The organism is Rhizobium sp. IY2 (assembly GCF_047532935.1).
In the GTDB taxonomy this organism is placed as follows: Bacteria; Pseudomonadota; Alphaproteobacteria; order Rhizobiales; family Rhizobiaceae; genus Rhizobium; species Rhizobium anhuiense.
Window position 1 is genome coordinate 1 of the sequence record NZ_JBLKNU010000005.1, and the last position, 16905, is coordinate 16905.

10 protein-coding genes are annotated in these 16905 nt (G+C 61.0%); all 10 read left to right on the top strand.

The window, feature by feature from the left end:
• The coding region (locus ACMUVN_RS17820; RefSeq protein ID WP_414815350.1) for a DUF4082 domain-containing protein at positions 1 to 970 on the top strand (970 nt) is incomplete at its 5' end.
• Positions 971 to 1069: 99 nt separating this feature from the next.
• Entirely contained in the window at positions 1070 to 2254 is a 1185-nt protein-coding gene (locus ACMUVN_RS17825) for a GTP-binding protein (protein WP_028757508.1), read from the top strand.
• Positions 2255 to 2437: 183 nt separating this feature from the next.
• Positions 2438 to 7849 carry a DUF4082 domain-containing protein gene (locus ACMUVN_RS17830; RefSeq protein ID WP_132576177.1) on the top strand — a complete coding sequence of 1804 codons (5412 nt, stop codon included), beginning with the start codon at positions 2438 to 2440 and terminating at the stop codon, positions 7847 to 7849.
• Positions 7850 to 7871: 22 nt separating this feature from the next.
• Entirely contained in the window at positions 7872 to 9092 is a 1221-nt protein-coding gene (locus ACMUVN_RS17835; protein WP_132576175.1) for a CobW family GTP-binding protein, read from the top strand.
• 67 nt (positions 9093 to 9159) lie between these two features.
• On the top strand, positions 9160 to 9465 hold the full coding sequence (locus ACMUVN_RS17840) for a hypothetical protein (RefSeq protein WP_047613895.1): 306 nt from the start codon (positions 9160 to 9162) through the stop codon (positions 9463 to 9465).
• Positions 9466 to 9508: 43 nt separating this feature from the next.
• A complete protein-coding gene (locus ACMUVN_RS17845) occupies positions 9509 to 11653 on the top strand; it encodes a peptidase domain-containing ABC transporter (protein WP_047613893.1) in 2145 nt (714 codons plus the stop codon).
• Entirely contained in the window at positions 11650 to 13089 is a 1440-nt protein-coding gene (locus ACMUVN_RS17850; protein WP_047613891.1) for an HlyD family type I secretion periplasmic adaptor subunit, read from the top strand. Before ACMUVN_RS17845 ends, ACMUVN_RS17850 begins: the two co-directional genes overlap by 4 nt.
• A gap of 385 nt (positions 13090 to 13474) precedes the next feature.
• Entirely contained in the window at positions 13475 to 14857 is a 1383-nt protein-coding gene (locus ACMUVN_RS17855; protein WP_132576173.1) for an aminomethyltransferase family protein, read from the top strand.
• Between the two features lie 156 nt (positions 14858 to 15013).
• Complete coding sequence (locus ACMUVN_RS17860; RefSeq protein ID WP_246780748.1) at positions 15014 to 15916, top strand: methylenetetrahydrofolate reductase; 903 nt, start codon at positions 15014 to 15016, stop codon at positions 15914 to 15916.
• A 10-nt stretch (positions 15917 to 15926) separates the two neighbouring features.
• Entirely contained in the window at positions 15927 to 16793 is an 867-nt protein-coding gene (purU, locus tag ACMUVN_RS17865) for a formyltetrahydrofolate deformylase (protein WP_132576172.1), read from the top strand.
• The last annotated feature ends 112 nt before the right edge of the window (positions 16794 to 16905 follow it).

Below are 16905 nucleotides of genomic sequence, written 5' to 3' on the forward strand. Positions count from 1 at the left end.
GCTCAACGCATCGGGCGTCTATAGCTATACCGTCAACGAGACCAATGCGGCCGTCCAGGCATTGCGCCAGTCGACCAACACGCTGAGCGATGTCTTCAGCTATACGATGCGCGACACTGGCGGCGCCACCGCCACGGCCAACCTGACCGTCACCATCCACGGCGCCAACGACGCACCGGTGCTGGCCGTCCAGACGACGACCCAGAACGCCACCGTCGGCTCGGCCTTCTCCTTCGTGCTGCCGACCACCACCTTCACCGATGTCGACAGCACCGAGACGCTGGCCTATACGGCAACGGCTGCCGATGGCACGGCGCTGCCCGCCTGGTTGGCCTTCAACGCCACGACGCGGACCTTCTCCGGCACGCCGACGGCAACCGGCACCTACGGCGTCAGAGTGACGGCGACCGATCTCGGCGGCCTCTCGACCAACGAGACCTTCAACATCGCCGCATCGGCGGCGCCAACGACCTACAGCCTGTTCAACGCCTCCAGCACGCCGACCCAGACCAACCTCAACGATGGTCAGCAGCTCGAGCTCGGCGTCAAGTTCCAGTCGAACGTCGCCGGTGATGTCACCGGCATCAAGTTCTATCGCAGCGCCAATGACAACGGCCAGAACGTCGTCGACCTGTGGACCACGACCGGCACCAGGCTTGCCACCGCCACCTTCAGCAACACCACGGCGAGCGGCTGGCAGACGGTGAACTTCACGACGCCCGTCACCATTACCGCAAACACCACGTATGTCGCCTCGTACCACACGACTGGTGCCTACGTGGCAACTGATGGCTTCTTCGCGAATGCGGTCACCAATGGTCCATTGACGGCCCAATCAAGTGCCGTCGCCGGGGGCAACGGTGTCTATGCGTATGGCGGATCCGCCACCGCAGGTCTCTTCCCGACCGACACCTACAATTCAGCGAATTACTATGCCGACGTTGTCTTCCGACCACAGCTCGTCGCGTGAAAAAAAGGACAAGGTTACGGACCGGTTTCGAATGAGGCTCATACGCAAATGCTGGTCGCGGCGAAGTGCGCTTCGACCGCCCGCATTCAAGGAATGCCGATGAACAGGATCGAGCGGCTCCCGGTAACCGTGCTGGCCGGCTTCCTCGGCGCTGGTAAGACGACGCTTCTTAGCCACGTCCTGAATAATCGTCAGGGCCTGCGGGTCGCTGTCATTGTCAACGATATGAGTGAAGTGAACATAGACGCCAGTCTCATTCGAGACGGCGGCTGCAACCTGTCGCATACGACGGAGACATTGATCGAGCTCAGCAATGGTTGCATATGCTGCACCCTGCGCAACGACCTGCTGACGGAAGTACGGCGACTGGCAGAAGAGCGGCGATACGACTATCTGTTGATCGAAGGCACCGGCATTGCCGAGCCATGCCCTATCGCGGCAACCTTTTCCTTCCGTGACGAGAACGGCGTCTCCCTCGCAGATTTTGCCAGCCTCGACACAATGGTCACCGTGGTCGACGCTGCAAACCTGTTAGCCGACTACAGCAGTGCCGATCTGCTTGCCGACCGCGGCCTGCAGCGCGACGGCGAGGACCGGCGCACACTCATCGACCTGCTGGTGGATCAGATCGAGTTTGCGGATGTTGTCGTGATCAACAAGATCTCGGACGCGACCGAAGAGATCCGCGCGGAAGTCCGCAAGATAGTTGCTGCGCTCAACCCGGATGCGCGCCAGGTGGAGACGGATTTCGGCAAGGTTTCTCTTGCAACCATCCTCAGTACGGGCCTCTTCGATGAAGCAAAAGCCGCCGCCCACCCGTTGTGGCACAAGGAACTGTACAGCCCGGGCGACCATGTCCCGGAGACGGAAGAATACGGGGTGTCGAGTTTTGTCTATCGCACGCGGCGTCCCTTCGACCCCAGGCGGTTTCGAGCATTCCTGGACGAGCCCTGGCCGGGGGTAATCCGCGCCAAAGGTCATTTCTGGCTTGCCACACGCCCGCGTCATGTGGGCCTGATGTCGGCGGCCGGGGTGCAGCGGCGCTGCGAGCCGATGGGGCTCTGGTGGGCGGCCGTGCCCCGGCAGGATTGGCCGAGCCATCAGCAGTTTCGTCAGCATATCGAAAGCCGGTGGGACAGCGCTTGGGGCGACCGTCGGCAGGAGCTCGTATTCATCGGTGTTGATATGGACGAGACAGGTGTGCGGACCGCACTGGACGGATGCCTCGCCAGCGCCGATCCGCGCGACTGGGCCGCCCTCGAAGATCCGTTTCCGGCCTGGTAGCACGGGCGCTCGAGTTAAAAACCGGCTCGACCAGCCGGACCGGCCCAGAATGCCTTTTCAACCAGCGTCAGCCACTTGGAAGTAGCCCGGCTGGTATGCGTTGAGGGTCATCATATGGGCGTAGGGGATACCTCCCTCATACCCCAGATTGCTGTCGTACATTCCCTTGGCAAAGGTGCCAGAATGAAGCTCTTGCTATGGCGGCCGAAGGGCGGGCCGATGCGGAAGGGGACGCCGCTGATGCGGAGAATTCATGTCAGTAATCGTGAGTATTTGAGTACATTTGGTGGAGCGTTGAGTATCTGTCGTGCACCCTCAACCTGGAGCGCAGTGCTGGGAACCGCGACGGTTGTATCTTCCACGAGTACCGATGGTTCCCTAAGCTTTGCCAGTAACGGCAGCTTCGCCAATCTCGACGGCGCCGCCCTCCCGTCCTCCTTCACCGGTCCGTCTTCCTTTACCGGCAATATCATGCAGCCTGCCGCGCTGATCTCATCGGGCGGCGTGCAAACTGCCTCGATACCACCGACGGCGATGCCCGCGCCTGCAGGCGACGGCGGCGCGCAGGACACCTCTGCCAAGACGGCGTCGGTTGCGACGGTGTTGCAGACGACGACGTCATCCGAACGCACCGTGCTCGGCCCGGACCCGTATGAGGAGGCTGCGACACTGCCTGCCGCTCCGGCGCTGACGGGTGTTACCGGCGATGCCGATACCGGCAGCGCCAAGACGGCGGCGCCGGCCGGTTCTTCCAGCAGTGTCGGCACGACTTCATTGCGCCTTCAGGCCTCGATAGCATCCATCTCGGTGGAGCCGAGCCAGGACGTTTCTGCTGAGACGACCGCCGCCGCGACGGCATTGGCGACGCCAGCGACGGCAACTTCGGTGGCAGCGACTTCGGCGGCGTCGGTCGCGACGGTAACGCCCAACAAGATCGCGCTCGAAAACCTGAAGCAGGGCAACCCGATCAGCGAGTGGGGTCTTGAAGGCGACGGCGGCGGCACCATCCAGGGCTTCGCCACCGAAATCAGCACGAATATCGGCCAGACGGTCGATTTCAAGATCGCCACCGATTCCACCCATTACCGCATCGATATCTACCGCATGGGCTATTATGGCGGAGCCGGCGCACGCAAGGTCGACTCGATCGAGAAATCGCTGACAACGGCGCAGATCCAGCCGCATCCGATCGTCGACATGTCGCTCGGCCTTATCGATTGCGGCAACTGGTCGGTTTCGGCGAGCTGGCAGATTCCGACGGACGCGGTCTCCGGCGTCTACTTTGCCAAGCTGGTGCGCGAAGACGGCACCGAGGATGCAAGCATCATCCCCTTCGTCGTGCGCGACGACGCCTCGACCAGCAATATCGTCTTCCAGACGTCGGACACGACATGGCAGGCCTATAATGCCTGGGGCGGCGCCAGCCTCTACTACGGCGAAGTGCCCGTCGACCCGGCAGACATGATCGGCTACCTGCCGCCGAACTGCAGCTGCGGGCTGACGGCGATCGGCCGGGCCTCGGCGGTCAGCTATAACCGGCCGATCATCACCAATACGAGCCCGATCGGCGGCTCGCACGACTACATCTTCGGCGTCGAATCCTCCGCCATCTCGTGGCTGGAACAGAACGGCTACGACGTTTCCTATATTTCCGGCGTCGATGCGGCGCGCAACGGCACGCTGCTGCTGAACCATGATGCATACCTCTCCGTCGGGCATGACGAATACTGGTCTGCCGAACAGCGCGCCAATGTCGAGGCGGCGCGCGATGCCGGCGTCAACCTCGCCTTCTGGAGCGGCAACGAGTGCTACTGGAAGGTCCGCTGGGAAAGCAGCATCGACGGCAGCGGTCAGGCCTACCGCACCATGGTCTGCTACAAGGAAACCTGGGGCACGAGCACGGATCCGAGCAATGTCGGCACCGGCACCTGGCGCGATCCGCGTTATGCCGATCCGGGGCAGCAGCCGGAGAATGCGCTGACGGGCACGATGTTCCAGGTGGACAGCTACCGCCAGGATACGATCTCCATTCCCTACGACTATTCGAACCTGCGCTTCTGGCGCAATACCGATGTCTCCCAGCTGAATGAAGGCGAAACCTACAATCTGGTGCAGAACCTGCTCGGCTATGAGTGGGATTCCGATGTCGAGAACGGCTTCCGTCCGGATGGCCTCATCAACCTGTCGCTCTCTTCCATCGCGGTGAGCACCTATCTGCGCGATTACGGCACCACGGTCGGCGATGCGGTGGCGACCCATAGCCTAACCATGTACCGGGCAGAAAGCGGCGCGCTGGTCTTCGGCGCCGGCACCGTCTTCTGGTCCTGGGGGCTGAGTGACAACCACCAGGGCCCGGCCACGTCAACCGATCGCAACGTGCAGCAGGCGATGGTCAACATGTTCGCGGACATGGGCATTCAGCCGACGACGCTGGATGCGAGCCTGATCCTTGCGACACAGTCGACCGACATGCTGAAGCCAACCTCGTCGATCAGCTCGCCGATCATAGCCGCAAGCTTCGTCGAAGGGCAGCGCGTGACGATCACAGGCACGGCGCAGGATTTCGGCGGCGGCATCATCGCCGGCGTCGAAGTCTCCACCGATGGCGGCCAGCACTGGTTCAAGGCGTCAGGCCGCGAGAGCTGGAGCTATAACTGGGTCGTCCAGGCGAGCGGCACCTATACGATCATGTCGCGCGCCGTCGACGACAGCGTCAATATGGAGGCGCCGTCTGCCGGCAAGCAGGTCACCGTCACGCTGCCGGGCACGCAGGGCCTATGGACGCTTGCGGAAAAGCCCGCGGTCGAAATGGCGATCGATCGCGATTCCGTCGAGCTCGGCCTGCGCTTCCAGGCGACGACGGCAGGCTACGTGGAAGGCATCCGCTTCTACAAGGGTTTCTACAATATCGGCGACCATGTCGTCAGCCTCTGGAGCGCCAACGGAACGCTGCTGGCATCAGGCGTGTCGGTGGGCGAACCGCTTTCCGGCTGGCAGACGGTGATGTTCTCCAGCCCGATCCAGATTGCCGCCGGCACGACCTATGTGGCCTCCTATCACACCAACGGCTTCTACTCCGCCACCGAGAATTATTTCGCCAGCCCCTATGCCAGCGGCGCGCTGAAGGCCGTCGATGGCGGCGGCGTCTATGCCTATGGCGACAATGCCGGCACATTCCCCGGCCAGAGCCCCGGTACCGGCACCAACTATTGGGTCGACGTGGTCTTCGATGCCGGCCCCAACAGCGCGCCGGTTGCGACCGACGACGCGGGGCTGACCATTACCCGCAACGACAGCCTCGTCGTCTCGATCGCCTCGCTCATCGGAAACGATACAGATCCCAATGGCGATGCGATGACGATTTCGGCGGTCGGCAATGCCGTCAACGGTACGGTGACGCTCAATAAGCAGAACGGCACCGTCATCTTCACGCCGAGCAACAATTATTCGGGGCCGGCAAGCTTCACCTATACGCTGTCGGACGGGCGCGGTGGCACGGATCAGGGCAACGTCAGCCTCACCGTAAACCAGGGCCCTGCCGGGGAAACGCTGTTTAAATCAAGCGAAGGGCCGACGGGCGCAAGCTTCAACGAAGGTCAGTCGCTCGAACTCGGGATGAGGTTCGTCGCTTCGTCCAGCGGCATGATTACCGGCATCCGCTACTACAAGGCTGCCGGCGATACCGGCGCCCATACCGGCTCCCTCTGGACGACTGACGGTACGCTGGTCGCGACCGTCAGCTTCGCCGACAGCGGATCGGCGAGCGGCTGGCAGACCGCGACATTCACCAACCCGGTGCATATCGCGGCTGGCGCGACCTATGTCGCCTCCTATCACACCACAGGCTCCTATGTGGCGACATCAGATTATTTCACTTCAGCCCATACCAACGGCGCGCTGACGGCGCTCGCCGGCAGTAACGGCGTCTTCGGAAATGGCACGGGGTTCCCGACCTCCAGCTACCAGTCGTCGAACTACTGGGTGGATGTCGTCTACAACCAGACAAGCAATGCGGTGCCGTTCGCCGCCAATGACAATGGCTACACGACCTATTCCAACACGGCGCTGTCGATTGCCGCAGCCAGCCTGCTTGCAAACGACAGCGATGGCGATGGCGACCCGCTCAGCATCACCGGCGTCAATGCTGTGGTCAACGGAACGGTGACCTTCAATAGCCAGACCAAGTCCGTCATTTTCACCCCGACGGCGGGTTATACGGGTGCGGCAAGCTTCTCCTATTCGATCGCGGATGGATATGGCGGCATAGCGTCGGCCACCGTCAGCCTCACTGTCGGCACGCCGCCCGGGGGAGGAACGACGTCAAGCCTGTTCACCGGCGCCGACACGTCGGGTGTTGCCGCCGCCAATGACGCCAACTCGGTCGAACTCGGCGTCAAGTTCATCGCTTCCGCCAGCGGCCAGATCACCGGGCTCACCTATTACAGGAGCGCCCAGGATACCGGCACGCATGTCGGCTCGCTCTGGACGGCCAGCGGCCAGGTTCTGGCCCAGGCCACCTTCATCAGCGAGACGGCGAGCGGCTGGCAGACGGTTTACTTCACCCAGCCGATCAATGTTACGGCCGGCGCCACCTATGTGGCGAGCTACCATTCGAACGGCTTCTATTCCGCAACGGCGAACTACTTCACGACGGACCATACGAACGGCGCGCTGACGGCCCCGTCGAGTGCGGCGAGCGGCGGCAACGGCCTTTATGCCTATGGCTCGGGCAGCCTGTTTCCGACCGCTTCCTACAATGCGAGCAATTACTGGGTCGACGTGCTCTATCAGCAGGGCGGCGCGCAGAATGCGGTTCCGGTCGCCGCCAATGACAGCGGCTTGTCGACCAATACCGGCACGCCGATCACCATCCAGGCATCAGTGCTCCTGGCAAACGACACCGATGCCGATGGTGATCCGCTTGTCATCACCGGCGTCAGCGGCGCGGTCAACGGCTCGGTCGCCTACGATGCCCAGGCCAAGACGGTGACCTTCACGCCGACGGCAGGCTATTCGGGACCGGCGAGCTTCAGCTACGCAATTGCAGACGGCAAGGGCGGCACGGCGTCGGCGCAGGTTGCGCTCACCATCAACGGCGGCCAGACGGGAGGACCGGAGCAGAACCTCTTTGCCGCCGATGCGACGCCTTCGATCGTCTCCGTCAACGACAATCAGCCGGTTAATCTCGGCATGAAATTCCAGGCGGATACGGCAGGCTGGGTTACCGGCATCCGCTTCTACAAGGGGGCAGACAATACGGGCCCGCACAACGGCTATCTCTGGACCGCCTCGGGCACATTGCTCGGCAGCGTCAGCTTCGGCAACGAAACGGCAAGCGGCTGGCAGACCGCCACGCTCACGCAGCAGGTCGAGGTCGCCGCGGATACGACCTATGTCGTTTCCTACAGCACCAACGGCAACTATTCGGCGACCGGCAATTACTTCAGCGCCGATGTGACGAACGGCGATTTGAGGGCGCTCAGCGGCAACAACGGCGTCTATGCCTATGGGGCGAGCGGCTTGTTCCCAAGTGCCAGCTATAACAGCACAAACTACTATGTGGACGTAGCGTTCAGACCGCAGCTCGCGGCGTAGAAGAAGCGAGCGGGGAGTATCGATGACGAGTGCAGACAACAGACTTCCGGTCACGGTCCTTGCCGGCTTTCTCGGCGCCGGCAAGACGACGATCCTCAACTATGTCCTGCGCAATCGCGAGGGGCGTCGGGTCGCCGTCATCGTCAACGACATGAGCGAGGTGAATATCGACGCCGATCTCGTGCGCGACGGCGGAGCGAACCTGTCGCGGACGGACGAGACGCTGGTGGAGCTCACCAATGGCTGCATCTGCTGCACATTGCGCGACGATCTCCTGAGCGAAGTCCGCCGGCTGGCCGCCGCCGGCCGCTTCGATTATCTGCTGATCGAGGGCACGGGCATTGCCGAGCCGCTGCCGGTCGCAGCCACCTTCTCCTTCCGCGACGAGAGCGGGGCAGCCCTCTGCGACGTCGCGCGGCTCGACACGATGGTTTCCGTCGTCGATGCGGTCAATCTTCTGGTCGATTATGCGAGCGCGGAGTTCCTGAGCGATCGCGGCGAGAGCCGGGACGGAGACGACGAGCGCAAGCTGGTGGAACTGCTCGTCGAGCAGATCGAATTCGCCGATGTCGTGGTCATCAACAAGGCGCAGGATGTGCCGCCTGCAGCGCTTGCCGAGGTTCGCCGCATCGTTGCCGCACTCAACCCCGATGCCCGCGTCATCGAGACCGGCTTCGGCCGGCTGAAGCTCGACGCCATCTTGAATACCGGCCTCTTCAGCGAAGCGAGAGCTGCCCGCCATCCGCTCTGGCACAAGGAACTCTTCGGTTGGGGCGAGCATGTGCCGGAGACCGAGGAATACGGCATTTCGAGCTTCGTCTATCGCAGCCGCCGGCCGTTCGATCCCTCCAGGCTGAGCGATTTCCTCGACAGAAAATGGCCGGGCCTCATCCGGGCGAAGGGCCATTTCTGGCTGGCGACAAGGCCCGACGAGATCGGCCTGCTGTCGATTGCCGGCACGCAGTGCCGCATCGACACCAAGGGTTTCTGGTGGGCCTCCGTGCCGAAGGCGCAATGGCCGCGCTTTCAGCAGTTCCGCCAACTCATCGACCGGCATTGGGACGCGATCTGGGGCGACCGCCGCCAGGAACTGGTTTTCATCGGCGCCGGCTTCGACGAAGACGCAATCCGCACCGCGCTCGACGACTGCCTGACCGGTGAGGAGACAGGCTTCGATCCGCAGACCGCCGCCCGGCTACGGGACCCGTTTCCGGCCTGGCAGCACGCCCATTCAAATAGTTAGAGCATCCCAATGGACGTAAGCCGCCCAAAGAGGAAGACGTTTTGATTATCAACCGGAGGAGAGAACAATGAGCAACGAACTTTATGCAGATGGCATCGGCGAAATTACCATCACCGGAACGATCGTGCGGATCGACCTGATGTCGCTCTCGGCCACCGAGCGTGACGCCAACAACAATCCGAAGCCGGTTTTCCGCCAGCGCATCATCATGCCGGTCGATGCCTTCGCCAATGCGGTCGATCTCATGCAGAAGGCGCTTGGCGGGTTGGTCGAAGCTGGTGCGGTCCGTCGCATCGGCGATATGTCGGCGGCGGCTGCCGATATCCAATCGGTGCAGGCCGGCGCTTCGAACGCTTCGCCGAACTTCAACTGATAAAACAAATATTGCCTCGGTCTCGTATTGTTTCAGGTGGGCCATGACTGGTTTTCTGCATACCAACCTGCATTGTCTTGCGCTGGTCGCGCGTCATCACGGCGTCGACCTTGCTCCTGAACGATTGCAGCACGATTATGCCGTCGGCAACGATCCTGTTGCCTTGCGGCAGCTGCTGCGCATGGCCAAGGATGCCGGCCTCAGGGCAAAGCATCTGACGCTCGACTGGCGATCCCTGTTCCAACTTGGCGAGGCGTTCCCGGTGCTCGCTGAGCTGACGAACGGCAACTGGGTGGTCATCGCCGGCGCTGTCGGGAGCGGGGAGGACGAGAGAATCCGTGTTCTCGACCCGCTGGCATCACGCGCCGAAGTGATGATGCTCAGCGAAGAGCAGTTCGCCAAGGCCTGGCTCGGATCGGTGATCCTGCTGAAGCGCAACTATCGCATGTCCGATGAGGACCGGCCCTTCGGCTTCCGCTGGTTCGTCCCCGAGATCATCAAGCAGCGCAGCTTCTTCCGCGATGTCGCGCTCGCCGCCTTCGTGCTCTACGGGCTGGGGCTGACGACGCCGATCTTCTTTCAGCTCGTCATCGACAAGGTGCTGGTGCATCAGAGCTATGCGACGCTGACGGTTCTCACGGCGGGCATTGCGATCGCGCTCGTCTTCGACGCGACCTTCACTTTCCTGCGCCGCTATTTGTTGCTGTATGCGACGAACAGGATCGACATCCGCGTCGCGACTCGCACCTTCGGCCATCTGCTCAACCTGCCGATCGCGCTCTTCGAGCAGGCCTCCGCCGGCGTTCTCGTCAAGCATATGCAGCAGACGGGGCGCATTCGCGAATTCCTGACCGGCCGGCTGTTTCTCACACTCCTGGACGGCGTTTCGCTTCTGGTCTTCGTGCCGATCCTGCTTCTCTACAGCGTCAAGCTGACGCTCGTCGTGCTCGGTTTCGCAGCCCTCGTCGGGCTGGTGGTGATGATGCTCGTCGGGCCGTTCCAGCGCCGGTTGCAGGCGCTCTATCAAGCCGAAGGCGACCGCCAGGCATTGCTGGTGGAGACCGTGCACGGCATGCGCACCGTCAAATCGCTGGCGCTGGAACCGCGCCAGCGCAAGGTGTGGGACGATTATTCGGCCCAGTCGATCTCCGTGCGTTTCCGGGTCGACAAGATCTCGACCATCGCCCAGGCGATGACCGGACTGCTGGAGAAGCTGATGAGCGTCGCGATCATCGGCCTCGGCGCGCTCGATGTCTTCAGTGGCGCGATGACGATCGGCGCACTGGTCGCCTTCAATATGCTCGCCGGTCGGGTCTCGGGACCACTGGTGCAGATCGTCACCATGGTGCACGAATATCAGGAAGTCGCGCTCTCCGTGCGCATGCTCGGCGAGATCATGAACCAGCGGCCGGAGCAGGCGGGCCGCGGGCGAGGTGTTCGGCCGAATCTACAGGGCCGCATCGAATTCGACAGGGTCACCTTCCGCTACGGCCCGGATAGCGCGCCGGCGCTCGACAATGTCTCCTTCGCCATACCGGCGGGCTGCTTGTTCGGGGTGGTCGGCAAAAGCGGCTCGGGCAAGACGACGATCACAAGGCTGATCCAGGGGCTATATCAGAGCCAGGAAGGCCTCGTGCGCATGGATGGTTATGACAGCCGCGAGATCGATCTCGTGCATCTGAGAACGAGCATCGGCGTCGTGCTGCAGGATAGTTTCCTGTTCCGCGGCTCGGTGCGCGAGAATATTGCCGCCGCCAAGCCCGATGCCAGCATCGAGGAGATCATGGAAGTTGCCCGTATCGCCGGCGCCGAGGAGTTCATCGAGCGCCTGCCGCGCGGCTTTGACACGATGCTGGAGGAAAACGCCTCCAATCTGTCAGGCGGCCAGAAGCAGCGGCTTGCCATTGCCCGGGCGCTGATCACCGATCCGAAGCTGTTGATCTTCGACGAGGCGACGAGCGCCCTCGACCCCGACAGCGAGGCGATCATCCGCGAGAATCTGAGCCGCATCGCCGCCGGCCGCACTGTCATCATCGTCTCGCACCGGCTTTCGACGCTCGTCGATGCCGATGCCATTCTCGTCATCGAGCGTGGCAAGGTCGCCGATATCGGCCGGCACGATCAGCTTGTATCGCGCTGCATGACCTATCGCCACCTGTGGGCCCAGCAGATGAGGCAGGTCGCATGAACGCGCACAGCAGAAAACCCAGCGAGAACCTGCCGGTCCCTTCGGGCAAGGGGCCATCAGACAAGGAGCCGGAGAAGGGCAGGGAACTCATCGCCCGCCCGCCGCTGCCACCGGCAATTGCCGAGTTCCAGTCCGATGCCGTCGAGCTCGAAGAACGCGCGCCGCCGCGCGTTGCCCGCATGACGCTGTATTGCGTGACAGCACTGCTTGCCGCAGCGATCACCTGGGCCTCGGTCTCCTCCATCGACGAGGTGGTGATTGCGCCCGGCAAGCTCGTCACCACACAGCCCACTATCGTCGTCCAGCCGCTCGAAACCTCGATCATCCGCACGATCGACGTCAAGGTCGGCGAGGTGGTGCATGCCGGCCAAACGCTGGCGACGCTCGACGCCACCTTCAGCCAGGCCGATGTTGGCCAACTGAGGGCGAAGTTTTCCGCTCTCGACGCCCAGGTGAAGCGCCTGGAGGCCGAGCTTACCGGCGAGGACTATTCGAAGATCGCCGGCAACACGCAGGATGAGCAGCTGCAGCTGCAGCTCTTCGCCCAGCGGCGGGCCTTCTACACGGCGCAGCTGCAGAATTTCGAACAGCAGATCGCCGGCCAATCGTCCGCACTTGCGGCAAACCGCAATCAGGAGGCCGTGCTCAACGACCGGCGCGACAACCTCTCGCAGATCGAGGCCACGCGAAAGAAGCTCTATGATAAGGAAAGCGGTTCGCTGCTCACCATGCTCGGCTCGCGCGACGCTCGCCTCGATGTGGAGGCCGATATCACCGCGGTGCGCGGCAAGGCCGAGGAGGCGGTCCACGCCTACGCGAAACTGAGCGCCGACCGCCAGGCCTTCATCGAGGATTTCCGCCGCGCCGCGATGGAGCAGCTGGTGGACCTGCGCGGCCAGCGTGACATGACCGGCGAAGAGCTGAAGAAGATGGAGCTGCGCCGTAACATGGTGGCGCTGACTGCACCCGCCGATGCCGTCGTGCTCGATCTTGCCCAGCGCTCGGTCGGTTCCGTCGTGCGCGAGGCCGAGCCGGTGGTGACGCTGGTGCCGATCAACGTGCCGCTCGAAGCAGAAGTCTCGATCAACACCCGCGACATCGGCCGCGTGGTCGTCGGCAAGGAAGCCCGCGTCAAGCTCGACGCCTATCCCTTCCAGAAATACGGCACGGCAACAGGCGAAGTGCGAACGATCAGCGAGGACACTTTCCTCACCGGCCAACCGGAACAGACCGCCACCCCGAGCCAGCCGTCCGCCCCCTTCTTCAAGGCGCGCATCCTGCTTGCCGATACCCGGTTGAATGCCACAGATGTGCCGGTGCGGCTGCTTCCCGGCATGACTGTGACCACGGAAATCAAGGTCGGCAACCGCACGGTGATCTCCTATTTCCTGTATCCGCTGCTGCGTGGCCTCGACAACGCAATACGCGAACCGTAGGGCGCCACAGCTCAGTTCGCCCCGAACGAGCTTTTAGGCAGATAGTTCTGTCGTTCCCTAAATCATTGTTATTCCACATAGGGTTCAAATCCCTTCAAAGGGTCGCTGCAGATTTTTCAAATTGAACAAAATATCAAATTGACAGTATGTGTAATTTATGAATGTATAGAGTTGAAAGCGGATCATGGCCGTTAGCTAGATTCCACTTGGCGTTGAAGAAAGAGCGATGTCGTCCTGGGAGCTTGGAGCCGCGTCGCAAAGCGATCGCCCGGCGCCAAGGGCTGGGCTGCAACAATAGTGGGGTTTTGAAGCGAAATCGTTGCTGCGTGTTTAAAGCTTGCCGAAATATTAGCAGTTTATTTTCAGTATCAGGGAGGAGCTGAACATGAATATCGCACCACGCGTGGGACTCAAGAACCTGGAGTCCATTGTCAATGACGCCGGAGGTCCGGTAAAATTGCTTCGTGGGTCCAACATCGGGCCTTACACATTCCCGGTTATTCCACCGGAGTTCACCAATTGGCGCGATGAGGTGAGATCCTGGAAGGATAGCGTTGCGCTGCTTGAGCTTTCCTACCACATGACGGAACTGCATCTTCGCGGTCCGGACGCCGTAAAGTTTCTTTCCACGCTGGCGACCAACAAGTTCGATTCCTTCCCGGTTTTGCGCGGCAAACAACTGGTGCTGGCCGGCCACGACGGTTATATGATCGGTGATGCCATTGTCTTCCGCGAGGAAGAGGAATTTCTGCGCATCGTCGGCGCCCCTTTTGCCAGTGACTGGGTGCAGTACAACGCCGAAATCAGCGGCATGAATGTGACCGCGGTGCGGGACGACAACTTCTCGATCCGTTCGGGAACGCGCGATGTCTTCCGTATCCAGGTCCAGGGCCCCAACGCGCTTCCCTTGGTGCGTGAGGTTTCGGACGGGACGTTGCCGGACATCAAGTTCTTCAATATCGGTGAATTCCAGATTGCTGGTCACGCGGTTCGTGCCCTTCGCCATGGCATGGCAGGCGAGCCTGGCTACGAAATCTACGGGCCTTGGGACATTCAGCACGAGATTCGCGCCGCCTTTGCCGAGGTCGGGCAAAAATATGGCATGCGCAAGATTGGAGCGATGGCCTATTCGACCACCGCGCAGGAATCCGGCTGGATGCCAATGCCGCTTCCGGCCATCTATCACAGCGCCGAAATGAAGCCCTACCGCGAATGGCTGAACCAGTACTTTCTGGAGTCGGTCGCCTCGCTCGGCGGCAGCTTCCTGTCCGACAAGATTGAGGACTACTACGTCGATCCGGTTGAAGTCGGTTACAAGTCGCTGATCGACTTCAATCACGATTTCATTGGCAAGGAAGCCCTGCGTGAAAGGGTCGCCAATCCGAAGCGAAAGAAAGTGACGCTCGAATGGAACAACGACGACGTCATGGCATGCATGAACTCGTCGCTGATCGATCCGGACAACGGCGGTATGTTCATGAAGCTGCCAAATCCGATGTATGCGACGTTCCAGTCGGACGCGATCATGAAAGGTGGCAAACGCGTCGGCATATCGCAATGGCTTGCCTATTCCGCCAATGCCAATCGGGTCATCTCGCTCTCGCTCGTTGATATTGAGCACGCCGAACCCGGTACGGAAGTCACAGTGCTTTGGGGTGAGCCAAATTCCCAGCGCCTTCCGGTCGGCACGCACCAGCTCCGCGAAATTCGCGCCAAGGTAGCTCCGGCTCCCTACTTCGAAAAAGTCATCAAGACCGGCCAGCAGTAACCTCAAGCCGCTTGGCGCTCAAAGCAAGCTTCATGGTGAACGGCAGCACTGCCCAGTGGCCCTCAGCGGGACCGCGGCAGTCTGCCGTACGCATCCCTTGTGCGATCCAGCTGGGGATCGTCGACAATTTCCGAAGACGTCTATAGGGGCCATCGCATGATGCATAATATCGATATGGCGGAAGACGCCCTTGCCGTGCGACCGGTGATGTCGCCACGCGCAGCATTGATTGACGGATACTCATTCGAAATCACAGGAAAAGACACTGCCGGCCTCCAAGATGTGAGCAAACTGCTTGCACCGGCCACATGCGTTTCAATTGCCTTCATTCCCAATGAAAATCATGACGCGCGCCTTGCAGCCGCGGCAACGGTGAAAGAGCTCGGCTTTCATCCGGTGCCACATATTTCCGCCAGACGTTTGGGCTCGGCTGCAGAATTGGATCGTCTCTTGGCGTTGTTTGTGAGCGTGGCGAACGTCGATCGTCTATTTATCGTGGCCGGCGATCCTGACGTGCCTGTCGGGCCATATGAGGATTCTTTGGCCATCATTCGTTCGGGACTGTTGTCCAAGCATGGAATCAGGAAGGTCGGCATAGCCGGATATCCGGAAGGGCATCCAAAGATCCGTGACGGGGTGCTTTTCGAGGTGCTGCAGGAAAAACATGCCCTCCTGACCGCCGCTGGGCTGGAATATGACATCACGACGCAGTTTTCCTTCGATGCCGAACCGGTCATCGAATGGATCGGGCGCCTTCGCCAGGCGGGCATAACAGCACCCATACGCATTGGTGTCCCAGGGCCTGCCAGTGTGAAAACCCTGTTACGCTTCGCCACGATCTGCGGCGTCGGCGCGTCCACGAAAGTCATGGCGAAATACGGGCTCTCGATCCGGAAACTTCTGAATACCGCCGGCCCGGATGCGCTTGTGGCGGAGTTCATAAGAAGGCTCGATCCAAGCAAGCACGGATCAGTTTGTTTGCATTTCTATCCATTCGGCGGTGTTGGAAAAACGGCCGAATGGATCCGAGACTTTCTGGCAAGTCACATATCGAAGTAGGCTTTATGCAATGAAAACAATCTCCGTGCAGCAGAACTTCGTCTTGACTTTGTCATGTCAAGACAAGCCTGGAATCGTCGCCGCGGTGACCTCTGAACTTTCAGCGCTCGGCGCCAACATTTCCGATTCCAATCAATTCTGGGATCGTGTCTCCAACACCTTTTTCATGCGCATCGCGTTTTCTGTCCCGACAGCGGTCACGGAGGCCATGGTTCGTCGTGCACTGAAATCTCCGATTGAACGGTTTTCCATGAAGCTCGAGTTGATCGACGTCGGACGGAAGCCGCGGATCATCATCATGGTTTCGAAATTCGATCACGCGCTCTTACATCTGCTCTACCAAATCCGGGTTGGCTGGTTGAACGCGGAGGTTGCGGCAATCGTCTCAAATCATGAGGACTGCCGCCCGACAGCGGAGCGTGAGGGCGCACCTTTCCATTACCTGCCGGTAAACAGCGATACGAAGGCTCAACAAGAGGAAAAGCTCCTGACGCTGATGAGCGATGCGCAATCGGATCTGATCGTCCTGGCGCGCTATATGCAGGTTCTGTCGACGGAGCTTTCGAGCCGCCTGTTCGGAAGGATTATCAATATTCATCACTCTTTCCTGCCAAGCTTCAAGGGAGCCAAGCCCTATCATCAGGCCTTTGAAAGGGGGGTCAAACAGATCGGAGCCACCGCGCATTATGTCACTCCTGATCTGGACGAAGGGCCGATCATCGAGCAGCAAGTCGAGCGTGTGCATCACGCCATGGGCCCGGAGGATCTTGTCGCGACCGGCCGCGATATTGAAAGCCGAGTGCTCGCCAAGGCCGTCAAATTGCATCTTGAAACCCGTGTCATGCTCAATGGCCTGAAGACTGTGGTCTTCCCGTAGGAGGGTCATCCGCGAGATCCAGGCTTTGGCGCTTAAAACGTAAGGCGTCATGATCAATCCTTCCGAAGGCGGCAACTGTTGCGGCCGTCGAAAGCAGGTTCATGGCACGATG

Excerpts from the sequence above, each read along its gene's own strand:
- ACMUVN_RS17825 (WP_028757508.1), top strand. The coding sequence starts at position 1,070 with ATGAACAGGATCGAGCGGCTCCCGGTAACCGTGCTGGCCGGCTTCCTC.
- ACMUVN_RS17845 (WP_047613893.1), top strand. The coding sequence starts at position 9,509 with ATGACTGGTTTTCTGCATACCAACCTGCATTGTCTTGCGCTGGTCGCG.
- ACMUVN_RS17840 (WP_047613895.1), top strand. The coding sequence starts at position 9,160 with ATGAGCAACGAACTTTATGCAGATGGCATCGGCGAAATTACCATCACC.
- ACMUVN_RS17835 (WP_132576175.1), top strand. The coding sequence starts at position 7,872 with ATGACGAGTGCAGACAACAGACTTCCGGTCACGGTCCTTGCCGGCTTT.
- ACMUVN_RS17855 (WP_132576173.1), top strand. The coding sequence starts at position 13,475 with ATGAATATCGCACCACGCGTGGGACTCAAGAACCTGGAGTCCATTGTC.
- ACMUVN_RS17860 (WP_246780748.1), top strand. The coding sequence starts at position 15,014 with ATGATGCATAATATCGATATGGCGGAAGACGCCCTTGCCGTGCGACCG.
- ACMUVN_RS17830 (WP_132576177.1), top strand. The coding sequence starts at position 2,438 with ATGAAGCTCTTGCTATGGCGGCCGAAGGGCGGGCCGATGCGGAAGGGG.
- ACMUVN_RS17850 (WP_047613891.1), top strand. The coding sequence starts at position 11,650 with ATGAACGCGCACAGCAGAAAACCCAGCGAGAACCTGCCGGTCCCTTCG.
- purU (WP_132576172.1), top strand. The coding sequence starts at position 15,927 with ATGAAAACAATCTCCGTGCAGCAGAACTTCGTCTTGACTTTGTCATGT.